At 68.8% G+C, this 26,465-nt stretch carries 21 protein-coding genes; 13 read left to right on the top strand and 8 right to left on the bottom strand.

What is annotated here, in order from left to right; all coding sequences use genetic code 11:
* Positions 1 to 345: 345 nt before the first annotated feature.
* Positions 346 to 2,970: an HAD-IC family P-type ATPase gene (locus Q0C57_RS07335; protein ID WP_296574255.1), complete on the top strand. Its 2,625-nt coding sequence runs from the start codon at positions 346 to 348 to the stop codon at positions 2,968 to 2,970.
* A 59-nt stretch (positions 2,971 to 3,029) separates the two neighbouring features.
* Here the strand turns inward: Q0C57_RS07335 and bchJ are convergent, their stop codons facing one another.
* The 6 genes from bchJ to Q0C57_RS07305 form a co-directional block, all read right to left on the bottom strand.
* Positions 3,030 to 3,626, bottom strand: a complete 597-nt coding sequence (bchJ, locus tag Q0C57_RS07330) for a bacteriochlorophyll 4-vinyl reductase (protein ID WP_296574253.1) — start codon at positions 3,624 to 3,626, stop codon at positions 3,030 to 3,032.
* A 17-nt stretch (positions 3,627 to 3,643) separates the two neighbouring features.
* Positions 3,644 to 5,266: a magnesium-protoporphyrin IX monomethyl ester anaerobic oxidative cyclase gene (bchE, locus tag Q0C57_RS07325; RefSeq protein WP_296574248.1), complete on the bottom strand. Its 1,623-nt coding sequence runs from the start codon at positions 5,264 to 5,266 to the stop codon at positions 3,644 to 3,646.
* A gap of 103 nt (positions 5,267 to 5,369) precedes the next feature.
* On the bottom strand, positions 5,370 to 5,954 hold the full coding sequence (locus Q0C57_RS07320) for a sarcosine oxidase subunit gamma (protein ID WP_296574245.1): 585 nt from the start codon (positions 5,952 to 5,954) through the stop codon (positions 5,370 to 5,372).
* On the bottom strand, positions 5,947 to 8,907 hold the full coding sequence (locus Q0C57_RS07315; RefSeq protein ID WP_296574242.1) for a sarcosine oxidase subunit alpha family protein: 2,961 nt from the start codon (positions 8,905 to 8,907) through the stop codon (positions 5,947 to 5,949). Before Q0C57_RS07315 ends, Q0C57_RS07320 begins: the two co-directional genes overlap by 8 nt.
* Positions 8,904 to 9,167: a sarcosine oxidase subunit delta gene (locus Q0C57_RS07310; protein WP_296574239.1), complete on the bottom strand. Its 264-nt coding sequence runs from the start codon at positions 9,165 to 9,167 to the stop codon at positions 8,904 to 8,906. Before Q0C57_RS07310 ends, Q0C57_RS07315 begins: the two co-directional genes overlap by 4 nt.
* A gap of 6 nt (positions 9,168 to 9,173) precedes the next feature.
* Entirely contained in the window at positions 9,174 to 10,424 is a 1,251-nt protein-coding gene (locus tag Q0C57_RS07305; RefSeq protein ID WP_296574236.1) for a sarcosine oxidase subunit beta family protein, read from the bottom strand.
* A 230-nt stretch (positions 10,425 to 10,654) separates the two neighbouring features.
* On the opposite strand from Q0C57_RS07305, the gene Q0C57_RS07300 reads away from it, so the two are divergent.
* The 8 genes from Q0C57_RS07300 (at position 10,655) to Q0C57_RS07265 (ending at position 20,030) form a co-directional block, all read left to right on the top strand.
* A complete protein-coding gene (locus Q0C57_RS07300) occupies positions 10,655 to 11,878 on the top strand; it encodes a cytochrome P450 (RefSeq protein WP_296574233.1) in 1,224 nt (407 codons plus the stop codon).
* 174 nt (positions 11,879 to 12,052) lie between these two features.
* Positions 12,053 to 13,309 carry an FAD-dependent oxidoreductase gene (locus Q0C57_RS07295; protein ID WP_296574230.1) on the top strand — a complete coding sequence of 419 codons (1,257 nt, stop codon included), beginning with the start codon at positions 12,053 to 12,055 and terminating at the stop codon, positions 13,307 to 13,309.
* 193 nt (positions 13,310 to 13,502) lie between these two features.
* Positions 13,503 to 14,279 carry an IclR family transcriptional regulator gene (locus Q0C57_RS07290; protein ID WP_296574227.1) on the top strand — a complete coding sequence of 259 codons (777 nt, stop codon included), beginning with the start codon at positions 13,503 to 13,505 and terminating at the stop codon, positions 14,277 to 14,279.
* A 252-nt stretch (positions 14,280 to 14,531) separates the two neighbouring features.
* On the top strand, positions 14,532 to 15,308 hold the full coding sequence (locus Q0C57_RS07285; RefSeq protein ID WP_296574224.1) for a glucose 1-dehydrogenase: 777 nt from the start codon (positions 14,532 to 14,534) through the stop codon (positions 15,306 to 15,308).
* Positions 15,301 to 16,056: an SDR family NAD(P)-dependent oxidoreductase gene (locus Q0C57_RS07280; protein ID WP_296574222.1), complete on the top strand. Its 756-nt coding sequence runs from the start codon at positions 15,301 to 15,303 to the stop codon at positions 16,054 to 16,056. The genes Q0C57_RS07285 and Q0C57_RS07280 overlap by 8 nt, the downstream gene beginning before the upstream one ends.
* A gap of 33 nt (positions 16,057 to 16,089) precedes the next feature.
* A complete protein-coding gene (locus Q0C57_RS07275) occupies positions 16,090 to 16,908 on the top strand; it encodes a polysaccharide deacetylase (protein WP_296574219.1) in 819 nt (272 codons plus the stop codon).
* 242 nt (positions 16,909 to 17,150) lie between these two features.
* On the top strand, positions 17,151 to 18,881 hold the full coding sequence (locus tag Q0C57_RS07270) for a thiamine pyrophosphate-binding protein (protein ID WP_296574216.1): 1,731 nt from the start codon (positions 17,151 to 17,153) through the stop codon (positions 18,879 to 18,881).
* A gap of 87 nt (positions 18,882 to 18,968) precedes the next feature.
* Entirely contained in the window at positions 18,969 to 20,030 is a 1,062-nt protein-coding gene (locus tag Q0C57_RS07265) for a DUF808 domain-containing protein (protein ID WP_296574213.1), read from the top strand.
* A gap of 100 nt (positions 20,031 to 20,130) precedes the next feature.
* Here Q0C57_RS07265 and Q0C57_RS07260 read toward each other — a convergent pair whose 3' ends face one another.
* Positions 20,131 to 21,261, bottom strand: a complete 1,131-nt coding sequence (locus tag Q0C57_RS07260; protein ID WP_296574211.1) for an S-(hydroxymethyl)glutathione dehydrogenase/class III alcohol dehydrogenase — start codon at positions 21,259 to 21,261, stop codon at positions 20,131 to 20,133.
* Between the two features lie 166 nt (positions 21,262 to 21,427).
* On the opposite strand from Q0C57_RS07260, the gene Q0C57_RS07255 reads away from it, so the two are divergent.
* From Q0C57_RS07255 to Q0C57_RS07240, 4 genes are all read left to right on the top strand, one after another.
* Positions 21,428 to 22,240, top strand: a complete 813-nt coding sequence (locus tag Q0C57_RS07255) for an SDR family NAD(P)-dependent oxidoreductase (RefSeq protein WP_296574208.1) — start codon at positions 21,428 to 21,430, stop codon at positions 22,238 to 22,240.
* 4 nt (positions 22,241 to 22,244) lie between these two features.
* Positions 22,245 to 22,880, top strand: a complete 636-nt coding sequence (locus Q0C57_RS07250; protein WP_296574204.1) for a TetR/AcrR family transcriptional regulator — start codon at positions 22,245 to 22,247, stop codon at positions 22,878 to 22,880.
* Positions 22,877 to 23,677: a hypothetical protein gene (locus Q0C57_RS07245; protein ID WP_296574201.1), complete on the top strand. Its 801-nt coding sequence runs from the start codon at positions 22,877 to 22,879 to the stop codon at positions 23,675 to 23,677. The genes Q0C57_RS07250 and Q0C57_RS07245 overlap by 4 nt, the downstream gene beginning before the upstream one ends.
* Before the next feature lie 110 nt (positions 23,678 to 23,787).
* Positions 23,788 to 24,822 carry an L-idonate 5-dehydrogenase gene (locus Q0C57_RS07240; RefSeq protein ID WP_296574198.1) on the top strand — a complete coding sequence of 345 codons (1,035 nt, stop codon included), beginning with the start codon at positions 23,788 to 23,790 and terminating at the stop codon, positions 24,820 to 24,822.
* Positions 24,823 to 24,885: 63 nt separating this feature from the next.
* Here Q0C57_RS07240 and Q0C57_RS07235 read toward each other — a convergent pair whose 3' ends face one another.
* Positions 24,886 to 26,262 (bottom strand): aspartate aminotransferase family protein, encoded by a 1,377-nt coding sequence (locus tag Q0C57_RS07235; RefSeq protein ID WP_296574195.1) that lies wholly within the window; start codon positions 26,260 to 26,262, stop codon positions 24,886 to 24,888.
* Positions 26,263 to 26,465 lie beyond the last annotated feature (203 nt).

Below are 26,465 nucleotides of genomic sequence, written 5' to 3'. Positions count from 1 at the left end.
CTTCGAGAGAACCATCGAAAGCGCCACCGCCTGGCTCTTCATCGCCTCCGTCCAGCTCCTCGCCAGGCGCATCGCAAGCCATTGATCCCAAAGCAGATATTTATGAGTCAGACTCTCAGATCTGGCTGGGGGAAAATTGACGTGGAACAAGCGCCCTCCGCGACATTTCACCGCGAGCGCCCTCTCTCGGGCCGTCGCAGCCGGCTCTTTGACGCGGAACAAGGACGCGGGGCTGCGGGCCCTTGAGGGTCGCCGCCGACAGACAACCCGCGGTCGTGGTCCGGATCGCATGTCGGCGGGCATGGAGCCGGACGCGTGGCATCAGTGCAGGGAGAACAGGTTGCGATGGCCAAGCGGGACAACGACAGGGCTGCGACCGGTCCTCACGCCCGTTCGGTCGCCGACTGCCTCGCAGCGCTGCGAACGGCGCCGGGCGGCCTTGCCATGGCCGAGGCCGCCCGGCGGCTCGCGACCCATGGTCCCAACCGCCTGCCCGAGGCCGCGCATCACGGCCCGCTGTGGCGTCTGCTGGCCCAGTTCAACAATGTGCTGATCTACGTCCTGCTGGGCGCTGCCGTGGTGACCGCGGGCCTCCAGCACTGGGTCGATACGGCGGTGATCCTCGCGGTGGTGGTGGCCAATGCGCTGATCGGCTTCGTCCAGGAGGGCAAGGCCGAGCAGGCCATGGCAGCCATCCGCCAGATGCTCGCCCCCCGGGCCGCGGTGCTGCGGGAGGGGGCGCGGATCACCATTGATGGCGCCGACCTCGTGCCCGGCGACATCGTCCTCCTCGAGGCTGGCGACAAGGTACCCGCTGACCTCCGGGTGATCGAGGCCAGGGGCCTCGCGGCGCAGGAGGCGATCCTGACGGGTGAATCCGTGCCCGTGGAGAAGACCGACGAACCCGTCGCCGCCGATGCCGCGCTCGGGGACCGGCGGTCGATGCTGTGGTCGGGCACCCTGGTGACCCAGGGCACGGCGCGCGCGGTGGTGGTGGCGACAGGAGCCGGCACCGAGATCGGCCGGATCGGCGGATTGCTGGCCGGTGTCGAGCCGTTGAAGACCCCGCTCGTCGCGCAGATGGATCATTTCGCCCGCTGGCTCTCGGCGCTGATCCTGCTGGTTTCGGCGCTGCTGCTCGCCTATGGCCACTTCGTCGGGCACCGGGATTTTGCGGAGATGTTCATGGCCGTCGTGGGCATGGCGGTCGCCGCCATCCCCGAGGGCCTGCCTGCGGTCATGACCATCACGCTGGCGATCGGCGTCCAGGCCATGGCGCGGCGCCATGCCATCGTCCGCCGCCTGCCCGCGATCGAGGCGATCGGTTCGGTCTCGGTGATCTGCACCGACAAGACCGGCACGCTCACCCGCAACGAGATGGTGGTCGCAGCCGCCGAAACACCTGTGGGGGCCTTCACGGTTGCCGGTGAGGGCTACGCCCCGGACGGAGCCGTGACGCCGGCGGGTGACCTGTCGTCGCTCGCGCGCGCCGCGGCTGCGTGCAACGACGCGGCGCTCTACGCGAGAGATGGCGACTGGGTGGTCGAGGGTGATCCCATGGAGGGCGCCTTGCTGGCCTTTGCCGGCAAGGCTGGCGGGAACCGCCCTGAGCGACGGCTGGATGCCATCCCCTTCGACAGCCGCCACCGCTTCATGGCCGTGCTGACCGAAGACGCCGCCGGACGCTTCGTGCATGTCAAGGGCGCACCGGAACGGGTCCTGCGCATGTGCCGCGGCATCGATCAGCAGCACTGGCACGACCGGGCCGAGGCACTGGCGCGGCGCGGCCTGCGGGTTCTGGCACTGGGCGAGCGGGCCGAAACGGCGGATCGTATCGAGACCGGTGCGCTTGAGGGGAGCCTGACCTTTCTCGGGCTGGTCGGCCTGATCGATCCGCCGCGCCCGGAAGCCGTGGCCGCCGTGGCCGAATGCCGCGCGGCCGGCATCCGCGTGAAGATGATCACCGGCGACCATGCCGGCACCGCCGGCGCCATCGCCCGCCAGATCGGTCTCGAGAATCCCGACCGTGTGCTGACAGGTGCCGATCTGGATGCCCTCGACGACGGCCGGCTTGCCGAAGAGGTCAAAGGCGTCGATGTCTTTGCCCGCACCTCACCCGAACACAAGCTGCGGCTCGTGACCGCCCTGCAGGCCAATGGCCTGTCGGTGGCGATGACCGGCGACGGCGTGAACGATGCCCCCGCCCTGAAGCGCGCCGATGCCGGCATCGCCATGGGCCTGAAGGGCTCGGAGGCGGCCAAGGAAGCGGCGGACCTCGTGTTGGCCGACGACAATTTTGCCTCCATCGCCGCTGCGGTGCGCGAGGGCCGCACGGTTTGGGACAACCTGAAGAAGGTTGTCAGCTGGACGCTGCCCACCAATGCCGGCGAGTCGATGACCGTCATCCTCGCCTTGTTGCTGGGTCTGGCCCTGCCGGTCACGGCCGTACAGATCCTCTGGGTCAACCTGATCACCGGCATCACCCTCGGGATCGCGCTGGCCTTCGAGCCGACGGAGGCGGGTACCATGGCGCGTCCGCCGCGTCCGCGCGCGGCACCGATCCTGTCGGGCGCACTCGTCTGGCATGTCGTGCTGGTGGCGGCGCTTTTCGTGGCCGCGGTCTTCGGCATGTTCACCTATGCCATCGACCGCGGCTATTCCCTTGCGCTGGCCCAGACCATGGCGATGAACATGCTGGTCGTGCTGGAGATCTTCCACCTCTTCTTCATCCGCAACATCCACGGCGCCTCGCTCACCTGGTCCGCAGTCCGGGGAACGAAAGTCGTCTGGACAGTGGTCATCGTGATCACCGGGGCGCAGTTCGCGGTGACCTATGCGCCGCCGCTGCAGGCGGTGCTCGGCACCGAGGCTGTGCCCTTCGCCGAGGGACTGTTGATCGTCGCCATCGGCGCCGCCTTTTTCGCTATCATCGAGATCGAGAAGCAGATCAGGCTCGGCCTGAGGCGCTGACGCCTAGGCAGACAGCACGCTTGGCCGGGCTTGCGGAAGCCATGCCGGCCGGGCTCTGCTCAGGCCTCTCCGCGGCGGATGACGAAGCGACAGGTGCCAGAACCCTGGGCGGCGCAGGTCTCCTCCGCGCAGCGGCAATCGCGTGCGACCAGCGTCGCATAGAGCCGCTCGAACACCGCCGCATGCCAGATGCAGAGCGGCACCGGGCTGTGCTCGCCGCGGATCAGCGGATTGTCGGTGATCTCGAAGGTCCAGGAATCCCGGCAGCGGAACCGGCCCGAGCCGACGAAGGTCCACGCGTGCCGCGTGATGGCGCGGGCGAGCAGCGGCGCGGCCAGCCCTGCAGGGAGGGCCTTGAGCACCTGCTGCACGATTCGCGGAATCCGGTGGGCGAGGATGTAGTCCGCCGTCGCCCGGCCGGCGTCACGCGCCATCCGGACGGCGGCGTCCGGCTCCTCCCTGCGCAAGGTCCGGTGCAGGCGCGCGGCGTCCTCCTCGGCGATCATCCGGCTGCCGTCCGGGAGGACGGCAAGGCCGGCGCGCTCGAGAATGACGGCAAGGCGCCGGGGTCCGAACTCCCGCGAGATCACCGGCAGCAGCTGGAGCACGGCATTGGGACCGATCAGCGCCGCCCGACCTTGATGGCCCTCGGCCATGGCGCCGCTCCCTCTGCTCAGGCGTGGGTATGCGAGGGGCCGCCGCCGCAGGCCCGGACCTCGGCGCGCTCCTTCATCTGGGCGCGCACCGCATCGCGCCTTTCCGCCGCCTTGGCGGCCCGATCGGCGGAGGCTTCCCAGTCCTCGAGCTGCGCCTCGGCGATGGTGCGGGTCTCGTCAAAATGGAAATCGACCGTCTTCTTGGTCTGCGGACCCCAGTAACCGGCCTTGCCGAGGTCGTAGAAGGTGCGCTTGAAGCCGGCGCGCAGGAAGGCGTAGAGGCAGCCGAGCAGGTAGCGGCGACGGAAGCCGGTGCCGCGCCAGGGATAGTGGAACAGCGCCTTCTGCATGTAGAAGCGCCGGTAATTGTTCATCACGCCGTCGAGCAGCTCGCCGCGCTCCATCGCCGCCGGTTTCATGATCGGTGTGACGAAATTGTATTTGGAGAAGTCGAAGATCTCGACCTGGTCCCGGATCTCCTGGTAGAGCGGCGTGAAGGGCCAGGGGGTGTACATGCACCAGTTGGCGAGGTCGGGCTGCCAGTCCCAGGCCATCCGGTAGGTCTCTTCCAGGGTCTCCGGCGTCTCGTTATCGAGACCGACGATGAACTGTGCCTCGACGAAGATGTCGGCCTCGCGCAGGAGGCGGATCGCCGTCTTGTTCTCCTCGACCCTGGTCTCCTTGTTGAACTGGTCGAGCTTCAGCTGCGCCGCCGCCTCGGTGCCAAGGCTGACATGGACGAGGCCGGCCTTGCGGTAGAAGGCGAGATCGTCACGGTCGCGATAGATGTCGGTCACGCGGGTGTTGATGCCCCATTTGACCTTGTCCGGCAGGCCGCGGGCGATGAGCTCCTCGCAGAAGGCGACGAACTTCTTCTTGTTGATGGTGGGTTCCTCGTCGGCGAGGATGAAGAATCCGACGCCGTGATTGACCACGAGATCCTCGATCTCGTCGACGACGTCTTTCGGGTCGCGCACCCGGTAGTCACGCCAGAATTTCCACTGCGAACAAAAGGAGCAGGTAAAGGGGCAACCACGTGCGAGGTTCGGAATGGCGACGCGGGTGCCGAGCGGAAGGTAGATGTATTTGCGCCAGTCCAGGATCGACCAGTCGGGCTTGATAGTCGACATGTCCTTGACGGTCGGCGCGGCCGCCGTGGCGACGATCTCGTCGCCGTCGCGGAAGGCGAGGCCCTTGATGCTGCGGCGGGTGGCGGGCCAAAGCCTGTCGCGGATGGCGCTCATCAGGGCGGTGCAGATCTCCTCGCCTTCGCCGCGCACGATCACGTCGACCCAGGGCGCCTCGCTCAGCACCTGCTTGTACATGAAGGTGGCGTGGACTCCGCCGAGGACGCGCACCGCTTCGGGCACGACCTCGGAGGCGATCTTCAGCACCTCCTCCGCCTTGTAGATCGACGGGGTGATCGCCGTGACGCCCACGGCGTCGGGTTTCAGCTCCGCCATGCGACGGGCGAGATCCGCGTCGGAGACATCCTCCGTCATGGCGTCGATGAAATGGATGTCGTCGAAGCCGGCGCGGCGCAGGTGGCCGGTGAGATAGGCGACCCAGGAGGGCGACCACGTGCCGGCGATCTCGGCGCCGCCGGAATGATAGTTCGGGTGGACGAACAGGATCCGCATGGCTTGCCTCCTTGTGTCAATCAAAATTGACACAAGATTCCGTCATCTCCAATTGACGCACATCAAGCGCGGTGCGGCACCTGGCCGGGCCCGACGGCCCCTCTCAGTCCGACACCACCGCGAGGCCGGCAGGTCCCGCCGAGGCCTCGAGCCAATGCCGGAAGCTGCCCGCGTAGCTGCGCGGAAGGGCGACCGCGAAGGTCGGCGCCGCGTCGATCTTCCACAGCGTGACGCCGATATGGGCGATAGAGGTGACGGCGACGTCCTCGGGCGTGAAGCGCGCGGGATCGAGGTCGATCCTGACGCCCTTTTCCAGGGCCTCCGGCAGCCGCGCCCCGCTCAGGTGAAGCACGGCCTGGCCATCGGACTGGTCGATGACTGCGGCAAGGCCCGCCAGCGCGGCAGCGAGACCTGCGACGAACCCCGGATCCTCCCCGCCGAAGACGAGCCAGGTGCCGGGCCCGGTACCGAGGACGGTCGCGGCCGGGGAAACCGCGCGCTTGGCCGCATCCGCCACGGCGAGACCGAGATGGCCACCGAGCCGGGCCGCGGCAGCCTCCGCCTTGCCGCGGCGGGCGATGACCGTGGCGGCGGCAAGCCCCGCCTGCTCGACGGCGACAACGCCGTCGCCTGATCCGACCCGCCGGCCGAGGCCGGCATAGCCGCCGCGATGGACGAGATCAGCCATGGACGCGGTTTCCTTCCGGGTCGATGAAGACGGGGTTCACCACCTCGACGACGGCGTCGCCGCCGCGGATCGGGTCATAGGCGCGGATCTGCTCGCCGATACGTTCCGGCCCGCGCGCCAGCAGCCCGAGGCCGATCCAGTGGCCGAGGGAGGGGCTGAAGGCCGTCGAGGTCATGTAGCCCTGGTCATTCTCGGCGCTGGCCGCCGCCCCGATGGGCAGGAAATGCGCACCGGCGCGCAGACGCACGCCCGGGACGGTCGGCTTCAGCCCGACCAGTGTCGGCCGGTCGGGGTCGTTCAGCGCCGCGCGCTCGGCCATCAGGCGGCCGATATAGTCCTTCTTTGTCGACATCATCCGGCCGAGCCCCAGGTCGCGCGCCACGGTCTGGCCGTTCAGTTCGGCCCCGGCGACATGCCCCTTCTCGATCCGCATGACGGCGAGGGCCTCGGTGCCGTAGGGAGTGACGCCAAGGTCGCGCCCTCCCGCCATCAGGGCGCGGACCAGGGCGTCGCCATAGCCGGCGGGAACAGCGATCTCATAGGCGCGCTCACCCGAGAAGGAGATGCGGAAGAGCCGCGCCATGGTCGGCCCGAGCGGGAAGGCGCCGCAGGCGAGATAGGGGAAAGCCGCGTCGGAGAGGTCGACAGCGGAACCGAACACCTGCTGCAGCAGCGCGCGGGACTGCGGGCCAGCCACGGCGAACTGCGCCCATTGCTCGGTGACCGACACCATCTGCACGTCGAGCTCGGGCCACAGAACCTGATGGCAGAAGGCGAGATGCTGCATGACCTTGCCGGCATTCACCGTGGTCGTGGAGAGGAGATAGTCCTCCGCGCCGAACCGCGCCGTCGTGCCGTCGTCCATGACAAAGCCGTCCTCGCGCAGCATCAGCCCGTAGCGTGCCTTGCCGACAGGCAGGGTCGAGAAGGTGTTGCAATAGACCCGGTCGAGGAAGACGCCGACATCCGGTCCCGCCAGGGCGATCTTGCCGAGGGTCGACACATCGCAGATGCCGACGCCGGAGCGCACGGCCTGAACCTCGCGCGTGACGCTCTCCAGCCAGTCCGTCTCGCCCGGGCGCGGGAACCACTGGGCCCGGAGCCATTGCCCCGTCTCGACGAAGACGGCGCCCTGCTCCTCCGCCCAGCCATGCCCGGCGGTCAGCCGGGTCGGCTTGAAATGCGGCCCCGTGTGAAGGCCGGCAAAGGCGCCGATGGCGACCGGGCCGTGCGGCGGCCGCGCCCGCGTCGAGCCGGTTTCGGGAATGGTCCGGCCGGTGAGGCGCGCGAGGATGGCGAGGCCGTTGACGTTCGACGTCCGGCCCTGATCGGTGGCCATGCCGAGCGTGGTGTAGCGCTTGAGATGCTCGACCGAGACGAAACCCTCGTGCACCGACTGGGCGACGTCCTTGTCGGTGACGTCGTTCTGCAGGTCGACGAAGGCCTTGCCGCGTCCGCCCTCGACATGGAACAGCGGCCCGACGGCGAAGGTCTCGTCGCTGGCCCGCCAGGCCGGCGGCGCGGCCGCGGGCTTGCCGGCCATGCCGGCCGCCGCGGCGCCGAGACGGGCACCGTCCGCCAGGGCCTCGGCCAGGGTGAAGCGGCCGGCAGCCGCGCCCGCCACAACGAGATGGGCCGGCAGCGCATCAGGCAGGAAGGCGAGACTGGTCTCCGACCAGCGCGGCTTGTGACCGAGATGGGTCGTCATCGCCAGATCGGGGTTGAAGCCGCCGGAGACGGCGAGGCCGTCAACGGCGATGCGGCGGCGACCGTGATCTCCGATCACCTCGATCGCCGACAGGGATTGCCCGCCGATGGCATCGAGCACCCGGGCGCCGAGGAAGACCGGTACGTCGCCGGCGAGCGCCCTGACCGATGCGACGATATCGCGCCGCGAATCGATCACCGCGGCGACCGGCGCGCCGGCCCTCGCGAAGGCTTCGGCCGTTCGCCAGCCGTCATCTGTGGCGGTGAAGACCGCGACGCTCCGGCCCGGCAGGGCAGCAAAGCGTTGGATGTAGCTGCGCATGGCCGAGGCCAGCATGATCCCGGGCCGATCATTGCCGCCGAAGACGATCGGCCTTTCGACGGCACCGGCGGCGAGCACCGTCTGCGCCGCGACCAGCGTCCACAGACGTTGGCGCGGCATGCACGCCGGCGTCACAGCGAGATGGTCGGTGAGGCGCTCGACCGCGCCGACCTCGCCGTCATAGAGGCCGAAGGCGGCGGTGCGGCTGAGAATGCGCACATTGGCGAGCGTCGCCAACTCGGCCTCCACCTCGCGGGCCCAGACCGCGCCCGGCATGCCGTCGATCTCGCACCTCTCCGCCAGCAGCCGGCCGCCGAGGGCGAAGTCCTGCTCCAGCAGGATGACCCGTGCCCCGGCCCTACCCGCCGTCAGGGCGGCAGCGAGGCCAGCGGGACCTGCACCGATCACCAGGAGGTCGCAGAAGGCATAGGCTTTCTCGTAAAAGTCCGGGTCAGGCGCGCCCGACAGGCTGCCGAGACCGGCAGCGCGGCGGATGGCCGGCTCGTATAGGCGCTCCCAGAGGGCGGCCGGCCACATGAAGGTCTTGTAGTAGAAGCCGGCAGCGAGCAGCGGCGAGGCCAGCTGGCCGATCGCCTGGACGTCGAACCTGAGTGAGGGCCAGCGGTTCTGGCTGGCGACGTCGAGGCCGGGATAGAGCTCGACCGTGGTCGCGCGCGTGTTGGGCTCGCGATAGGCGCCGCGGCCCTTCTCCACCAGGGCGTTGGGCTCCTCCGGGCCGGCCGAGACGATGCCGCGGGGGCGGTGATATTTGAACGAGCGGCCAACGAGCCGGATGCCGTTGGCGACGAGCGCCGAGGCTAGCGTATCCCCGGCCAGCCCCGTCAGGGGACGGCCGTCGAAGCTGAAGCCGATAGGTGTTTGCCGATCGACGAGGCCACCGGTGCCGAGACGATGGCTGCTCATGCCGAGGCCTCGCGGCCGGCGGCGAGCCGCGCGCCGGTGACGGCGTGGTCGCGGGTGTCGCGGCGCACGACCAGCCAGGCGCGGCAGCCATAGGCGTGGTACCAGAGTTCCTCCATCGGGCCGGCCGGGTTGTCCCTGAGATAGACATAGGTCGCCATGGCGGCGGCATCGCCATCAGCCGGCCGGCGCGGCGCGGCATCGCCGAGATAGGCGAATTCCGAACTGTCGCGCGGGCCGCAATAGGGGCAGGGAATGCGCATCGGTCCTCAGTGCAGGTTCGGTTGGGCGCCCTGGCCCTTTTCGTCGATGACACGGCCCTGGGCGAAACGGTCCAGGGTCAGGGCCGTCGCCGCCGGATGAGGCTCCTCGCGGGCGAGGAGATGGGCAAAGACGGCGCCGGAGCCCGGTGTCGCCTTGAAGCCGCCGTAGCACCAGCCGGCATTGAGATAGAGGCCGTCGAGCGGCGTGCGGTCGATGATCGGCGAACCGTCCATCGACATGTCCATGATGCCGCCCCAGCTGCGCAGCAGGCGGGCCCGGCCGATGGCCGGCATCAGCGCCATCCCGCCTTCGCAGACATCCTCGACGACCGGGAGATTGCCGCGCTGGGCATAGGAATTGTAGCCGTCGATATCGCCGCCGAAGACCAGGCCGCCCTTGTCGGACTGACTGATGTAAAAATGGCCGGCGCCGAAGGTGATGACGCCGGGAATGATCGGCTTCAGCCCCTCCGACACGAAGGCCTGCAGAACATGGCTCTCGATCGGCAGACGCAGGCCCGCCATGGCGGCCACCTCGGACGAATGACCGGCCACCGCCATCGCCACCTTCTTCGCCCGGATCGTGCCGCGGGTCGTCTCCACGCCCGTGATGCGATCGCCCTCGCGCAGGAAGCCGGTCACGGCGCAGTTCTGGACAATGTCGACACCGCGGTCGCTGGCAGCGCGGGCATAGCCCCAGGCGACGGCATCGTGGCGCACCGTGCCGCCGCGACGCTGCAGGAGGCCGCCCTGGATGGGAAAGCGCGCCTGGTCGAAATTGAGGAACGGATAGAGCCGGCGCACGCCCTCCCTGTCGAGCAGTTCCGCGTCGATCCCGTGCAGGCGCATGGCGTTGCCGCGGCGGGCATAGGCGTCGCGCTGGCCGTCGGAATGGTAGAGATTCAGAACGCCGCGCTGGCTGACCATGGCGTTGTAGTTGATGTCCCGCTCGAGACCCTCCCAGAGCTGCATGGAGAGCTCGTAGAGCGGGATATTGCCCGGCAGCAGGTAGTTCGAGCGCACGATCGTCGTGTTGCGGCCGACATTGCCGCCGCCGATCCAGCCGCGCTCCAGCACAGCGACATTGGCGATGCCGTAATCGCGCGCGAGGTAATAGGCTGTCGCCAGCCCGTGGCCGCCACCGCCGATGACGATGACGTCGTAGCGCGGCTGTGGCGCCGCGTCCCGCCAGGCGGGCTTCCAGTCCCTGTTGCCGCCCAGGGCGTGGCTGACGAGCGAGAGCAGGGAATAGCGCATGGGCGGCGGGCGATCCGGCGGGAATCCTGACCCATTGTCGCCGCTCTGCCGCGGGCGCGCCAGTCTTCCGCGCGCGGATCGCGCGCCCATCGCCGGGAAAGAGCCATGCATGCCGGGAAGACCGGGATGATTGACAGGCGCCCCTTCGGCTCGACAGACTTCGTCGATACTGCCGTATTTTCTGGCAATACGCATCGGGTCCCGGCCCGGCCGCCCGACGGAGACTTGCCATGTCCGATATCGCCCCCGATCCGCAGCATGGCCGGTCAGCGCCCGTTCTCGACCTCGACCCCTATGCGGACGCCGTGCTGGCCGACCCAAGGGCCATGCATGCCGCCGTGAGGGATGCAGGTCCCGTGGTTTTCCTGCAGCGCTACGGCGTCCATGCCATGGGCCGGCACCGCGACATCCTGCCATTGCTGAAGGACTGGGAGACCTTCTCATCCACCGGCGGCTCGGGGCTCGGCGACATCCGCAAGCCCGGGGCCTGGCGGCCGGCGAGCCCCATCGTCGAGGTGGATCCGCCGCAGCACACCCATGTCCGGACGGTGCTTCAGCGAATTCTCTCGCCGGCCGTCATCCGCCGCTGGCGCACGGATTTCGAGACGGCAGCCGAGCGCCTGGTGGCCGAACTCGTGGAGCAGGGTACCTTCTGCGGCGTCCATGACCTGGCCGAGACCTATGTCGCCAACACCTTCCCGGAGGCGCTCGGCTTGCGCGACTCGCCGCAGCGGCGCGACAATCTGTTTCTGCTCGGCGCCCTCAATTTCGACGGCCAGGGGCCGAAGAACGCGCGTTACGAGGCGACCCAGCGCAGGGCCGACGTCATCTGGGACTGGTTTCTGGACAGCATGAAGCGCGAGGCCATGGTGCCCGGCGGCTTCGGCGAGGCGATCTTCGCAGCCGCCGATCGCGGCGAGATCGATCACGCGACGGCACCGCTTCTGGTGCGCTCCTTCCTGCGCGGCGGGCTCGACACCACGTCGAGCATGATCTCGGCGGCGCTCTGGTACCTGGCGATGGATGCTGGGCAATGGGCGCTGCTGCGCGAGGATCCCGCCCGCATCCGCCCGGCCCTTGACGAAGCCATGCGGCTGGAAACGCCGATCCAGAATGTCTGCCGGCAGACCATGCGGGAGGTGGTCATCGACGGCGTGACGGTGCCGCATGACAGCAAGATCCTGGTCATGCTGGGCGCCGCCAACCGGGATCCCGACCAGTGGGAGCATCCCGACGCCTTCGATGTCAGGCGCCAGACCCTGGGCCATCTCGCCCTGGGCACCGGCGTCCACATGTGCATTGGCCAGATGATCGCCCGGCTCGAGGGCGAAGCGGTGTTAAAGGCCATGGTGGCGCAGGTGAGGAGCCTCGACCTCGCCGGCGCCCCGACCCGCACCCTCAACAACAACCTGCGCAGCCTGAAGACGCTGCCGCTGCGCGTCACGGCAGCCTGACCGGCCGCAGCCGACCCTGCGCCTTCCAGGAGGGATGTGGTGACGATCGATGCGATGTCGCCGGCTGTCCTGCCCGTTTCTGCTGACTGACGCGCTGGACGGCCGCGTGGTATCGGTGTCGGGCGCGCCGATCTGACGCCGCTGGGGCGTCCGCGTACAGACCTTGTGGCCTTGATGACGCAGCCATTTTCTACCCATGCCGACGTCGTCATCCTCGGCGCGGGACAGGCTGGCCTCCAGGCCGCCCTGTCGCTGCGCGAGGATGGCTTCGCCGGAACCATCCAGATGATCGGCGACGAGCCGGTCCTGCCCTACCAGCGTCCACCGCTGTCGAAGGGCTATCTCCTCGGCTCCATCAGCGAGGATGGACTGGCGCTGCGGCCCCAGGCCATGCTCGACAAGCTCGACATCCGGATGCTCATGGGCACACGGGCAACCCGGATCGATCGTCCGTCCCATCGGCTCGAACTCGCCGATGGCGGGTCCTGCACCTATGGCCATCTGGTGATCGCCACCGGCTCGCGCGTGCGGAGCTGGAGCGGCGCTGGCGCCGATCTCGACGGCGTCGCCTCTCTGCGCACCCTCGCCGATGCCCGGGCGCTCGGCACGCGGATGGAGGCGGCGGCCGACGTCGTGGTGATCGGGGCCGGCTTCATCGGTCTGGAATTCGCCGCGGTCGCGGCGAAGCGCGGCAGGTCGGTCCGTGTGGTGGAAGCCGCCGACCGGGCCATGGCGCGGGCGGTGACCCCGGCGATCTCCGCCTTCTTCCGCGAGCGGCACGAAATCGCCGGCGTTCAGTTCCGCTTCGGTGCGGGGGTCGAGGCGATCCTCGGGACAGGCGGCAAGGTCACGGGTGTCGGGCTCGTCGGCGGCGAGAGGCTCGCAGCCGACCTCGTTCTGGTCGGTATCGGCGGCATCGCCAATGCCGAGATCGCGGCGGAGGCCGGCCTCGCGGTCCAGAACGGCATCGTCGTCGACGACCACCTGCTGACAGCCGACCCCGCTGTTTCGGCCATCGGCGACTGTTGCAACCACCCCAATCCCTTCGCAGGCGGTCCGATGCGGCTGGAATCGGTGCAGAACGCCATCGACCAGGGGCGCGTCGTCGCAGCCCGTCTCGCGGGCAGGCCGCAGCCCTATCGCGCCGTCCCGTGGTTCTGGTCCGACCAGGGCGATCTCAAGCTGCAGATGGCCGGCCTGACGACCGGTTTCGACAGACAGGTGACCATCGGAGATCCGGCCGAGGGGCGATTCTCCCTGGTTGCGTTCCGAGCCGGCATCCTGATCGGGGTCGAATCGGTCAACCGCCCGGGCGACAACATGCTGGCCCGCCGGATCCTGGCGCTGCCCGCGCCCGTCACACTGGCGGCGGCGGAGGCCGTCGGCTATGATCTGAAGGCCCTGGCGACGGGCGGACCCGCCAAGTCCTGAGGCCGGTCGTACGGGAGGTCCGGCGAGCCGGTATTGGCGCCCGATACGATCGTGTTGCATTTCCGCGCCTGCGACGGCATAGCAATCGCCAAGGTTGAACATGCAGCCCCTGACAGACCGGGCAAGTTGCACGGTCTGGCGAGGATGGCCTGCGCCAGGGAGGATGGGCCAAACGCTCGTCCCGCGGACTTCGATGACCAAGACTGCCGGCGTCAACGCCGTCGACGAGCGCCTTTTCCTGCAATCGGTCGCACGCGCCCTTGATGTACTTGAGGCCTTCGCGCAGAGCCCGCGGCCGAAATCGCTCGGCGAGATCGCCGCCGCCACCGGCATCAACAAGAGCGCCGCCCAGCGGATCGGGCAGACCCTCTTGGCCCGCGGCTATCTGGAGCGGGCCGACAGCGGCGGGCTGATGCTCGGCCGCAAGCTGCTCGACCGTTCGTTCGACTACCTGCGCTCCAATCCGCTGATCGAGCGGGCGACGCCGGTGCTGATGGAGTTGCGCAAGCTCGCCGGCGAGCGCGTCGACCTCAGCCTCTTCGACGACACGTCAACGATCTATGCCATTCGCCTGCAGAGCAAGCGCGAGACGTTCTACGCGACCTTGCCAGGGCGCCGGATTCCGACCTTCCTCTCGTCCGGTGGCCGGGCCTGCATGGCCCACATGGCGGATGACGCGGTCGGCGATCTGCTGATGCGGTCGAACCGCCGCGCCCTGACGCCGAAGTCGCGGACCGACCTTGAGCAGATCTGGGACAAGGTCAACGAAGCGCGCATCGAAGGTTATTCCTGGGCGGCGGAAGAGGCGCTGATCGGCGAGGTCGTGCTCGCCGCAGCCGTGCTCGACAGCGACCGCCGGCCGATCGGGGCGGTCCATATCGCGGGTTCCCTCAGCGAATGGGGGATCCCCGACTTCCGCCGGAGGTTCTCGCCCCTGGCCATCGAGGCTGCCCGCGCCCTCAGCGTCTGAACCGCTCCGGTCCCGCTCGCCAGTAATCGCCCCGGCGCCGGACACCGCGTCCTGCGTTTCGAACAGGCCACCCATGCCGGCGATTCGCCCCGTTCAGACCCTTGCCGGGGTTTGACAGCGCGCAACCCCGCGTACCAAGCTAACAATATAGACGTATTGCATAACGATACGATGTGATGGGGCCCGCGCCGTGACGCGGCTTTCCCCGGTCATCGGCCGGCGGCGACAGGAACAGCGCAAGGGAGGTCGGGCATGAGCGCGGCGAGGCCAGCACGTTTCGAGGGCCGGGTGGCAGCGGTGACGGGAGCTGCGGGCGCGCTCGGGCGGGCGAGCGCCGTGGCCCTCGCGCGCGAGGGCGCGCGCCTGGCGCTGTTCGATCGCGATCCCACCGGCCTTGCCGAGACTGCCGCGCTCTGCCCCGGCGCGGCCACCGTGACCGGCGACGCCCGCTCCGCCGCCGATATGCAACGCTTCGCTGACACGGCCAAAGGCACTTTCGGCCCGGTGGAACTGCTGGTCGCCGCCGCCGGAATCATCGGCCCCTCCAAGATGGCCGTCGACGTGACCGAGGATGAGTTCGACCTCGTCTTCGCCATCAATGTGAAGGGTTCCTGGCTCGCCGCGAAATGCTTCATCCCCCAGATGCGCACCCTCGGCCGCGGCTCCGTCGTTCTGTTCTCGTCAACCGCCGGACTGCAGGGCTCACCGGTCTATTCGGTCTATTCGGCATCCAAGGGCGCGGTGACGCTGCTGACCAAGAGCCTCGCCCTCAACCACGCCACCGAGAACATCCGGGTCAACTGCGTCTGCCCCGGCACGATCGACAGCCCCATGCACCGCCAGGGCATGGCGGCCATCGCCGATCCCGTGCTGCGCGCCGAGCGCGAGGCCTTCCAGAAGACGAAACATCCGATGAACCGCTTCGGCCAGCCGGAGGAAGTGGCGGCCGGCGTGCTCTACCTGCTCAGCGACGATGCCTCTTACGTCACCGGTCATGCGCTGCCCGTCGACGGAGGCCGTCTTGCCTGATCCGACGCGCTTCGCCGGCAAGGTCGTCATCGTCACCGGCGCCGCCCGCGGCATCGGCGAGGGGATCGCCGGGCGGTTTGCGGCGGAGGGCGCGCAGGTTCTCCTGGTCGACGTGATCCCGGAGGTCGGCGAGACCGCCGCCCGCCTCGGCCAGAGCGCGCTCATCCAGGACGTCACCGACCGCAACGCCGGCGAGGCCATGGCGAAGGCTGCGCTCGCCGCCTTCGGCCGCATCGACATCCTCGTCAACAATGCCGGCATCGGTGGCTCGAAGCGGCTGATGGAGAGCGATGACGCCCTCATCGATCGATTCCTCGACACCAACCTCGCCGCCGTCCTGCGCGTCACCCGTGCGGTGGTTCCGCATCTGCCGCGGCCGGGCGGCCGCATCGTCAACATCTCCTCGATCTTCGGCATCACCGGCTATCCCGGCACCACAGCCTATGCGGTGGCCAAGGCCGGCGTCGCGCAATTCACCCGCCAACTCGCCGGCGAACTCGCGCCGGAAGGCATTCTCGTCAACGCCGTGGCGCCGGGCCTCATCGCGACGCCGATGACCACGGGCCACCGGCAGAACCCGCTCTACACCAGGCTCATCGTCGAGGGGACGCCGGTGGAGCGGATGGGAACCCCCGCTGACATCGCCGGACCGGTGGCCTTCCTCTGTTCGGAGGATGCCGCCTTCGTCACCGGCGCGGTCTTGCCGGTCGACGGCGGCTTCCTCGCCGCGCGGCACGGAAAAATCTGAGTCCAGACCAAGGGAGACGAGACGATGCACGACATGAGCGTCAAATGGCCGAACGGCGCCCGCTGCGCCGTGATGCTGACCTTCGACTTCGACGCAGAGACCCTCTGGACCTCGCGCGACCCGGACAATGTCCGCCGCCCGGGCGTACTCAGCCAGGGCCGTTACGGGGCCAAGGTCGGTGTCCCGAAAATCCTCGATACGCTGCGCGACGAGGGCATCAGGTCGACCTTCTTCGTGCCCGGATGGACGGCGGAGAACCACACCGACCGGGTCGAGATGATCCTGAAGGACGGCCACGAGGTCGCCCACCACTCCTATTCCCATAAATGGGTCAGCGACGATCCCCAGGCCGAGGTGGAAGAGATGGAGAAGGGCCTCGAGGCCCTGAAGCGCACCGTCGGCGTCGTCCCCAAGGGCTATCGGTCACCAGCCGGCGAGGTCTCGGAAGGGCTGTTCAAGCTGCTGAAACAGCACAACTTTCTCTACGATTCCTCGCTGATGGACGACATCAACCCCTATCGGCACATCATGCCGGACGGCTCCAAGGGCGTCATCGAACTGCCCTGGCACTGGTCGCTGGACGATGCACCCTTCGCCCTGTTCTCGGTGAAGACGCCGCGCCCGATCTTCACCAACGAGCACATGCTCTCGGTCTACAAGGAGGAGTTCCGCGAGATCTACAAGTGGGGCGGCCTGTTCGACATGATCTTCCATCCGCAGGTCGGCGGTCGCCCCAGCCGCATCGCCCTGATCCGTGAACTCATCGCCTTCATCCGCACCTTCCCCGGCGTCTGGTTCGCCACCGGCGCAGAGGTGGCCGAGGCCTGGTCGCAGGCCCACGAGACGGCCTGACCCCGATAGGCGGGCCGGCGACATTGCTGGCCTGCCCATCGCCTGCGTTGACAGGTCCCGGGGGCCTCCCTAACCGTTGCGGCCAAGTTGCAAGGCGCCGGTCAACGGCGCGGGACAGGGCGGGGAGGGTGCCCGGAAGGCAGGACCTGAGCGCCGGCGAGATCCGCCGCGGCGCGCAGCGTCGGTTTCCGACCTTCGCCGACCCGATTGATGCGGCCGACGCCGCGGGTGGAGACAGGTCGATGAGCGACAATGAAATGACCGGCGGCGAAGCCCTGGCGCGGATGATCCTCGCCTTCGACGGCGGCCCCATGTTCGGGATGGGGGGCTTCCAGCTGCTGCCCTTCTATGACGCCGCACGCCGCCTCGGCCTCAAGCACCACCTGATCAACGACGAGCGCGCCGGTGTCTTCGCCGCCGACGCCTATGCCAAGATCACCGGCCGCGTCGGGCTCGTCGACGCGACGCTCGGACCCGGCGCCACCAACCTCGTCACCGGCCTGGTCGAGGCGCTGAATGCCGGCACGCCGATGGTCGCCATCGTCGGTGACACCCACCGCGACCATTCCTGGAAGAACATGACCCAGGAGAGCCGACAGCTCGACATCCTCAGGCCCTGCGCCAAGGAGGTGATCCGGGTCGAGGCGATCCATCGCATCCCCGAGCTGATGCGTCGCGCCTTCGCCGTCGCCACCACCGGCCGGCCGGGCCCCGTCATCGTCGACGTCCCCGAGGACATCTGCCACGGCACCCACGGCTTCACCGACGACGATTTCCGCGTCGATCCCGCCCATGGCGGCGCCCCCGCCCTGCGCTGCCGCCCCGATGGCGCGGCTCTGGCGAAGGCCGCCGGCCTGCTGGCCGACGCCAGCCGGCCGATCGTGCTCGCCGGCGGCGGCGTGCACCTGTCCGGTGCGGCCGAGACGTTGCAGCGCTTCGCCGAGACCTTCTCCATCCCCGTCGCCCACACCATGACGGGCAAGGGCGCCATCGCCTGCACAAGCCCGCTCTCGGCCGGCCTGTTCGGCCGCTACGACCGCATCGCCAACACGCTGATCGAGGAGAGCGACCTCATCCTCGTCATCGGCTGCAAGCTCGGCGAGATTGCCACCAAGCGCTTCACCGTACCGCCACGGGGAAAACGCATCATCCACCTCGACATCGTCGCCGAGGAGTTCGGCCGCACGGTGCAGCCGGAGGTGACGCTCTGGGGCGACGCGAAACTCGGCATCGAGGACCTCGCAAGCGCCCTCGCCCCGGAGGCCGAAGCGATCCGCGCGCGGCTCTCCGCCTATGCGGCCGACGTTCCGAAGCGGATGGCCGCCTGGCGTGCCGACGTCAACGAGAAGCTGACCTCCGACGAGGTGCCCGTGAGCATGGGTCGGCTGATGACCGAGATCAACCATGTGCTGCCCGCCGACGGCTATCTCGTCGCCGACGGCGGCTTTGCCGCCCATTGGGGCGGCCTGCTGTTCGACACCAAGAAGCCGGGCCGCTGCTTCGTCCCCGACCGCGGTTTCGCCTCCATCGGCTACGGCCTGCCGGGCGCCATGGGCTGCGCCATGGGCGCGCCGGGCAAGGCCGTGATCGGGCTGACCGGCGATGGCGGTTTCAACATGATGCTGGGCGAGATCGAGACCGCCCGACGCATGGGCCTCGACATCACCATCGTCGTCGTCAACAACGCCGCCTCGGGCTATGTGAAGGCGCTGCAGCATCTGGTCTATGGCCCCGGCGCCTATCATGCCTCGGACCTCGCCGAGACCAACTATGCCGATGCGGCGAAGGCGCTGGGTTGCCATGGCATCCGCGTCGAGCACCCCTCGACCCTTCGGGCCGCGCTCGCAGAGGCGCTCGCCACGAAGGGGCCTTCCGTCGTCGACGTCGTCGTCACCCGCGATCCCGCCAAGATGCTGCCGGGCGTCGACAACCGCGCTGCCGCCAAGCTGAAGAAGGGCGACCGGCCGGCCTGACGACGACCGCTCGACAATCGGCGGGTGCTTGTCATCCTCCAGCAGGCATGCCCGGCTATCGGTCGAGGCTCTGCTGGAGGATCCCCCGTGAGCACTGGTCTGATCGCGCTTCTCGACGACATTGCCGCCCTGGCGAAAGTGGCCGCCGTCACGCTGGACGACGCGGCCGCCCAGGCAACCAAGGCGGGCGCCAAGGCCGCCGGCATCGTCATCGACGACGCGGCGGTGACACCGCGCTACGCGGTGGGCTTCGCGGCGGCCCGCGAATTGCCGATCGTGGCCAAGATCGCCTGGGGCTCGCTGAAGAACAAGATGCTGTTCCTGCTGCCCGGCGCCCTGCTGTTCAGCGCCTTCGCCCCCTGGGCGATCACGCCGCTGCTCATGATCGGCGGCCTTTATCTCTGCTACGAGGGCTTCGAGAAGGTGCTCGAAATGGTGGTGCCCCACGGCGACGACGCGCCGGCGCCCGACCCCCTTGCCGCCTCTCCCGCCGATGCCGCGGCGCTGGAGAGCCTGCGCGTCGCTGGGGCCATCCGGACCGACTTCATCCTCTCGGCCGAGATCATGGCCATCGCCCTCTCGACCATTACGGCGCCGAGCATCTGGACCCAGGCCCTGATCCTGGCCGTCGTCGGGATCGGTATCACGGCTCTGGTCTACGGCGCCGTCGCTCTCATCGTGAAAGCGGATGATGTCGGCCTCGCCCTTGCCCAGAGCAGCCGGCCGGTGACCGGTTTGGGGCATGTCATGCGCGGCCGTCCGACGGAACTGGAACTTCGCGAACCTGCCGCCATCGACCGTGTGGTCAGCCGGCTGACCCAACCGATCGGGCGCGGCCTGGTGTTCGGCATGCCCTATTTCCTCAAGGTCCTTAGCCTCGTCGGCACCCTCGCCATGCTATGGGTCGGCGGCGGCATCGTCGTCCACGGTCTCGCCGGCTACGGCCTTGCCGGCATCGAGCACGCGATTCATGCCGCAGCGGTCGCGATCGCGGCCCTGGTCCCACCGGTCAAGGCCGCGACCGAATGGCTCGCGACGGCCCTCGCCTCGGGCGTGGTCGGCCTGGCGCTGGGCGGCGCCGTGTTCCTTGTCATGCACTATGGCGTGGAGCCGATCCTGAACCGCGGCGGCGCGGCCAGGGGTCACTGACCCCCGAAAAGGATACCCGACCAAGGGGCCAGGGAAGGCCGCGCAGGACGACGGCGGCATTCCCCGGCGACCCGCGTCGGCTGCAGGCCAGAACCGCTGGTCAGAACGTCACGACGGAACGGATCGACTTGCCCTCGTGCATGAGATCGAAGGCGGTGTTGATCTCGTCGAGCGGCATGGTGTGGGTGATCAGGCTGTCGATATCGATCTTGCCGTCCATGTACCAGTCGACGATCTTCGGCACGTCGGTGCGGCCACGGGCGCCGCCGAAGGCGGAGCCCTTCCAGACGCGGCCGGTGACCAGCTGGAACGGGCGGGTGGTGATTTCGGTGCCCGAGGGCGCCACCCCGATGATGATGCTTTCGCCCCAGCCACGATGGCAGCATTCCAGCGCCTGACGCATGGTATGGATGTTGCCGATGCATTCGAATGAGAAGTCGGCACCGCCGCCGGTCAGATCGACGATGGCCTGAACCACCTTGTCGCGGCCGACCTCGTCCGGGTTGACGAAATGGGTCATGCCGAATTTCTTCGCCATCTCAACCTTGGCCGGGTTGAGATCGACGCCGATGATCTTGTCGGCGCCGACCATGCGGGCGCCCTGGATGACGTTGAGGCCGATGCCGCCGAGACCGAAGACGACGACATTGGCGCCGGGCCAGACCTTCGCCGTGTAGATCACGGCGCCGATGCCGGTGGTGACGCCGCAGCCGATGTAGCAGATCTTGTCGAAGGGCGCGTCCTCGCGCACTTTCGCCAGGGCGATCTCCGGCAGGACCGTGAAGTTCGAGAAGGTCGAACAGCCCATATAATGGAACACCTCGTTGCGGCCGCGGCCGCCGACCGGTTCGCAGGAGAAGCGCGAGGTGGCGTCCGGCATCAGGCCCTGACCCTGGGTGCCGCGGATGGCGGTGCACAGGTTCGAGCGCTGCGACAGGCAGGTTTTGCAGGCGCGGCATTCCGGCGTGTAGAGCGGGATGACGTGATCGCCGACCTTCACCGAGTTCACCCCGGCGCCGATCTCGCGGACGATTCCCGCGCCCTCATGGCCGAGGATCGCCGGGAACTTTCCCTCGGAGTCGAGGCCGGACAGCGTGTAGGCGTCGGTATGGCAGACGCCGGTCGCCATGATCTCGACCAGGACCTCACCTGCCTTCGGCCCCTCGATGTCGATGGTCTCGATCGTCAGGGGTTTGTTGGCTTCCCAGGCGACGGCGGCACGCGATTTCATGAAGGGCTCCGGAGGATCCGTGGCAGCACGTGGCCGCCGATGTGATGAAGGCGTGGGAATGAACCACGCCGCGTCACGCACCGCAATCACGGAAATCCCCTGAAGTTGACGCTGTCAACATGGCCTGGTAGACACCGTCAACGTCCCGCTAAGTCGAGGTTGTCCCATGTCCGTCTTCGACCACCCCCCTTCACCCCAGCCGCGCGGTCGCCTCGCCCCCTACGGCCCCTGGGCCGTTGTGACCGGAGCCTCCGACGGGATCGGCCGCGCCTTCGCTCTGGAGCTCGCCGCCAGCGGCTTCGGCGTGGTTCTGGCGGCCAGGCGCAAGGGCAGGCTGGAGGCCCTCGCCGCGCAGATCGCCGCGGACGGCTGTTTCGCGCCACTGGTGGTCGCCGGCGATCTCGCCACCGACGACGGCATCGCCGCCCTCTGCGCCGCGACGGCGGATCTGGATGTCGGCCTGCTCGTCTGCGCCGCCGGGTTCGGGACGTCGGGCCCCTTTGCCGAGGCCGACGAGGCGAACGAACGCGACATGCTCCGCCTCAACTGCGAGAGCCTCATGCTGACCACCCATCGCTTCGCCGGCCGGCTTGCGGCGCGCGGCAAGGGCGGCATCGTCCTGATGAGCTCTCTGGTAGCGTTCCAGGGGGTTCCGCGGACCGCCCACTATGCCGCCACCAAGGCCTATGTGCAGACCCTTGCAGAGGGGCTCCAGCGCGAACTCGTGCCCCGCGGCGTCGATGTCGTCGCCTCCGCCCCGGGACCAGTCTCCTCGGGCTTCGCCGCCCGGGCCGCTATGACCATGGGCAAGGCCGAGAAGCCGGAGGTCGTCGCCCGCCAGACCCTCGCCGCGCTGGGTCGGAAAACGACTGTGCGGCCTGGACTTCTCGCCAAGGTTCTCGAAGCCTCGCTCGCGCCATTGCCGCGCCGTGGGCGGGTCCGCATCATGGAACTGGTGATGCGAGGGATGACGGGATAGGGACATGGCCAAGAGACCAGCCGGCGCGGCTGACCTGCGCGAGGCCTGCCTGCGGGAAGCCCTGGCGGTGATCGAACGCGCGGGCGTCGAGTCCCTCAGCCTGCGCGAGGTCGCCCGCGGCCTCGGCGTCTCGCACCAGGCGCCCTACAAGCACTTCGCCAGCCGCGACCACCTTCTCGCCGAGGTCATCAGGCGGATCTATGACGGCTTTGCCCGCCACCTCGACGATCGGCCCCGGCACGACGACCCCCATGCCGATCTCGGCGCCATCGGCGAGGCCTATCTCGCCTATGCCGCAGCCCATCCCCTGCAGTACCGGCTGATGTTCGCGACACCGCTCCCCGATCCCGCCGCCCATCCCGCCATGATGGCGAGCGCCCGCCACGCCTTCGCCATCCTCAACATGGCCATCGACCGGGTGCATGGGCGGCCCGCTGCCGCGAGCCCGGCCGGCCGGGCGGTACCGCTCGACGCGCTCTATGTCTGGGCGACCGTCCATGGCCTCGCCAGCATCATGCAGGCAAGCGCCATGCGGACGCTGGCCCTGCCGGCCTCGGTCCTCGATGCCATGAAGCCCCATGCCATGGGGCGCCTCCATGCGGCGATGACCGCGCCATTGCCGAAGGACGAACAGCCATGATCGACGGACGCCCCGGCACAGCCGAGATGATCCTGTGGACCGCCACTCTCGTCATGGTCCTCATGCTGGCCCTCGCCGCCGTCATATGGACGGTCGACAAGCGGCTGATCAACGAGGTCAGCGTCTGGGCCAAGCCGATGAAATTCGCCGTGTCGCTGGCCATCCACATGGCGACGCTGGCTCTGATCGTCGGCCTGCTCGGCGCCGGCTGGCGGACGGGCACCCTGCTCGCCATCGTCGCCGCCGCCTGCGCCCTGGCCTCGCTTGGGGAGATGATCTACATCATCGTCCAGGCCGCACGGCAACAGGCCTCGCATTTCAACCTGGCGACCCCCTTCACCCGCGCCATGTACAACGCGATGGCGACGGGCGCGGTCGTCATCACGCTCAGCGCCGCGGTGGTGGGAACCGCCGCCTTTGCGGACCGCGATGCGGCCATCGCGCCGGCGCTGCGCCTCGCGCTCCTGCTCGGTCTGGTCGGCGGCGCCGTGCTGACCCTCGTCACCGCCTTCACCATCGGCAGCCGCCTCAGCCCGCATGTCGGCCTTCACCCGGCCGGCGGGGCGCGCATGGCGGTGACGGGCTGGTCTCTGGTGGTCGGGGATCTGCGCGTCGCTCATTTCCTCGCCACCCACATGATCCAGGCGGTGCCTCTTGTCGGGCTCATCGCCGCCCGCCGCCTGCCGCCGGCCGTGGCCATGACGACGGTCTGGCTTGCGGCGATCGCCTGGACCGGCCTTGTCCTGGCAAGCTACCAGCAGGCGCTGACCGGCCGTCCGCTGCCACGGCTGTTCTGAGGCCAGATTGCCAGCCTTCCACCGGCGCTGCGGCCTGCTAGGCTGCGGCGAAGCCTGCCGCCGCCCTCGGCAATGAGTGCGGCCCAAGATCAGGCGACCGGGAGGATCCCATGAAGGCACTCGTCATCCACGCTCCTCACGACCTCCGGCTGGAGGAGCATGCCGTCGCGCCGCTCGGGCCGCGCGAGATTGCGGTGAAGATCGGGGCCGGCGGCATCTGCGGATCGGACCTGCACTACTTCCATCATGGCGGCTTCGGCGCCGTCAGGCTGAAAGAGCCGATGATCCTCGGCCACGAGATCGCCGGGACGGTGGAGCGTGTCGGGGCCGATGTTGCGTCCCTTGTCCCCGGCGACCGGGTGGCGGTGAGCCCCTCCAGACCCTGCGGCCAGTGCCGCTATTGTCTCGACGGCATGCCCAACCATTGCCTCAACATGCGCTTCTACGGCTCAGCCATGCCCTTCCCGCATATCCAGGGGGCCTTTCGCGAGGTGCTCGTCTGCGACGTGGTCCAGGCCCACAAGGTGGCGGACGGGATCAGCCTCGGGGAGGCCGCCTTCTGCGAGCCGCTGGCGGTGTGTCTCCACGCGGCGCGGCGGGCAGGACCCCTGCTCGGCAAGCGCGTGCTCGTCACCGGCTGCGGCCCGATCGGTGCGCTGTGCATCCTCGCGGCACGGGCAGCGGGGGCGGCCGAGATCGTCGCCACCGACGTCGCCGAGGCGACGCTGGCGGTGGTGAGGGGCATGGGCATCGCCACGACGCTGAACACCGCCACAGACCCGGAGGCCTTGCGGCCCTATGAGGCGGACAAGGGAGCCTTCGACGTGCTGTTCGAGGCCTCCGGCGCCATGAAGGCGCTGACGGGGGCCTTCGCCGCCCTGAAGCCCGGTGCCGTCATCGTCCAGGTCGGCACGGGCGGCGACTTCACCCTGCCGATCTCGGTCCTGGTGGCGAAGGAGCTGGAGCTGCGCGGGACGTTCCGCTTCCATCACGAGTTCGCCACCGCCGTGGCGATGATCGGGGAGCGGCGCATCGACGTGCGCCCACTGCTCACCGCCACGCTGCCGATGGAGCGGGCGGTGGAGGCCTTTCACCTCGCCTCGGACCGGTCGAAGGCGATGAAGGTGCAGATCGCTTTCGGATGAGGCCCCGGACAGCAAAAGGCCCGGCGCGGGCCGGGCCTTTCGCTTCGTACGGGGTCAGGCGCGTCAGGACGGATTGACCGTCGCGTCGATGACGTTCGACAGCTTGTCGGCGATCTGGGCGATGTCGTCCTCGGTGACGATGAAGGGCGGGGTCACCACCAGGCAGTCGCCGGAGGTGCGGACCATCATGCCCTCGTCGTGGAAGGCCTTGTCCATGGCGACGAAGGCGCGCTTGCCCGGCGCGTCCTTCCAGCCCTCGAAATCGACGGCGGCGGTGAGGCCGACCTGGCGGATGTCGAGGACGCCCGGCTTGCCCTTCAGCTTCGAGAAGATGGCGTCGGCCCAGACCGGCTCCAGCGCCTTGGAGCGCTCGAACAGGCCCTCATCGCGGTAGAGGTCGAGCGTGGCGAGGCCGGCGGCGCAGGCCAAAGGATGGGCCGAGTAGGTGTAGCCGTGGAACAGTTCCACCACATGCTCGGGACCGGTCATGAAGGCGTCGTGGACGTGCTTGCGGGCGACGACGCCGCCCATCGGAGCGGCAGCGTTGGTGACGCCCTTGGCGAAGGTCATGAGATCGGGGATGACGCCGTAGCGCTCCGAGGCGAAGGGCGCGCCGAGACGGCCGAAGCCGGTGATGACCTCGTCGAAGATGAGCAGGATGTCGTGCTTGTCGCAGAGTTCGCGCAGGCGCTTCAGATAGCCTTGCGGCGGCGGCAGCACGCCGGTGGAACCGGCCATCGGCTCGACCATGACGGCGGCGATGGTGGAGGCGTCGTGCAGGGCGACGATGCGCTCCAGCTCGTCGGCAAGGTGGGCGCCCCACTCGGGCTCGCCCTTGGAGAAGGCCTGCTTCTCGCGGTTATAGGTGTGCGGCAGGTGGTCGGCACCCGCCAGCATGGAGCCGTAGACGCGGCGGTTGGCGACGATGCCGCCGACCGTGATGCCGCCGAAACCGACGCCGTGATACCCGCGCTCGCGGCCGATGAGGCGGGTCTTCGAGGCCTTGCCGCGGGCATGCCAATAGGCGATCGCCATCTTCAGCGCGGTGTCGGCGGCTTCCGAGCCGGAATTGCAGAAGAAGACATGGTCGAGGTCGCCGGGGGCCAGCGCCGCGATGCGGCTCGCCAGTTCGAAGGCCTTGGGATGACCGAACTGGAAGGTCGGGGCGAAGTCGAGCTCCGCCGCCTGCTTCTGGATCGCCTCGACGATGGGCTCGCGCGAATGGCCGGCGCTGGAGCACCACAGGCCCGCCGTGGCGTCGATCACCTGCTTGCCCTCGGGGGTGTAGTAGTAGAGCCCCTTGGCGCGGGCGACCATGCGCGGGCGCGCCTTGAACGAGCGGTTGGCCGTGAACGGCATCCAGAAGGCCTGGAGGTCGTTCGGGATGGCGGTGGCAGAGGCATCGTCGCCGACCACACGCAGCGCGCTCGTCTTGGACATGGAAAAAATCTCCGGAAGGGGCTGGATCGCGAACGATCCTATCAGCGGGCCGCGGTCCCGCAAGGCACGGCGGCGAAGGGGAGGGATGCGGGGCGCGCGTCAAGCGGCCTGAAGCCCCAACAGAAAGGCCGCCCCGTCGTGAGACGGAGCGGCCCCTCCTGTCCGCTCGTTCGAGCGCCGCGGCGGGACGCTGTTGCGCTTGC

Origin of the sequence: Phreatobacter sp. (assembly GCF_022843985.1) — a bacterium.
Classification (GTDB): domain Bacteria; phylum Pseudomonadota; class Alphaproteobacteria; order Rhizobiales; family Phreatobacteraceae; genus Phreatobacter.
The sequence above is the reverse complement of the archived record's forward strand: the minus strand, read 5'-3'. Positions and strand labels throughout refer to the sequence as shown.

Bases quoted from the DNA above. Each gene is read 5' to 3' on its own strand.
- Q0C57_RS07335 (WP_296574255.1), top strand. From the start codon at position 346: ATGGCCAAGCGGGACAACGACAGGGCTGCGACCGGTCCTCACGCCCGT.
- bchJ (WP_296574253.1), bottom strand. From the start codon at position 3,626: ATGGCCGAGGGCCATCAAGGTCGGGCGGCGCTGATCGGTCCCAATGCC.
- bchE (WP_296574248.1), bottom strand. From the start codon at position 5,266: ATGCGGATCCTGTTCGTCCACCCGAACTATCATTCCGGCGGCGCCGAG.
- Q0C57_RS07320 (WP_296574245.1), bottom strand. From the start codon at position 5,954: ATGGCTGATCTCGTCCATCGCGGCGGCTATGCCGGCCTCGGCCGGCGG.
- Q0C57_RS07315 (WP_296574242.1), bottom strand. From the start codon at position 8,907: ATGAGCAGCCATCGTCTCGGCACCGGTGGCCTCGTCGATCGGCAAACA.
- Q0C57_RS07310 (WP_296574239.1), bottom strand. From the start codon at position 9,167: ATGCGCATTCCCTGCCCCTATTGCGGCCCGCGCGACAGTTCGGAATTC.
- Q0C57_RS07305 (WP_296574236.1), bottom strand. From the start codon at position 10,424: ATGCGCTATTCCCTGCTCTCGCTCGTCAGCCACGCCCTGGGCGGCAAC.
- Q0C57_RS07300 (WP_296574233.1), top strand. From the start codon at position 10,655: ATGTCCGATATCGCCCCCGATCCGCAGCATGGCCGGTCAGCGCCCGTT.
- Q0C57_RS07295 (WP_296574230.1), top strand. From the start codon at position 12,053: ATGACGCAGCCATTTTCTACCCATGCCGACGTCGTCATCCTCGGCGCG.
- Q0C57_RS07290 (WP_296574227.1), top strand. From the start codon at position 13,503: ATGACCAAGACTGCCGGCGTCAACGCCGTCGACGAGCGCCTTTTCCTG.
- Q0C57_RS07285 (WP_296574224.1), top strand. From the start codon at position 14,532: ATGAGCGCGGCGAGGCCAGCACGTTTCGAGGGCCGGGTGGCAGCGGTG.
- Q0C57_RS07275 (WP_296574219.1), top strand. From the start codon at position 16,090: ATGAGCGTCAAATGGCCGAACGGCGCCCGCTGCGCCGTGATGCTGACC.
- Q0C57_RS07270 (WP_296574216.1), top strand. From the start codon at position 17,151: ATGAGCGACAATGAAATGACCGGCGGCGAAGCCCTGGCGCGGATGATC.
- Q0C57_RS07260 (WP_296574211.1), bottom strand. From the start codon at position 21,261: ATGAAATCGCGTGCCGCCGTCGCCTGGGAAGCCAACAAACCCCTGACG.
- Q0C57_RS07255 (WP_296574208.1), top strand. From the start codon at position 21,428: ATGTCCGTCTTCGACCACCCCCCTTCACCCCAGCCGCGCGGTCGCCTC.
- Q0C57_RS07250 (WP_296574204.1), top strand. From the start codon at position 22,245: ATGGCCAAGAGACCAGCCGGCGCGGCTGACCTGCGCGAGGCCTGCCTG.
- Q0C57_RS07245 (WP_296574201.1), top strand. From the start codon at position 22,877: ATGATCGACGGACGCCCCGGCACAGCCGAGATGATCCTGTGGACCGCC.
- Q0C57_RS07240 (WP_296574198.1), top strand. From the start codon at position 23,788: ATGAAGGCACTCGTCATCCACGCTCCTCACGACCTCCGGCTGGAGGAG.
- Q0C57_RS07235 (WP_296574195.1), bottom strand. From the start codon at position 26,262: ATGTCCAAGACGAGCGCGCTGCGTGTGGTCGGCGACGATGCCTCTGCC.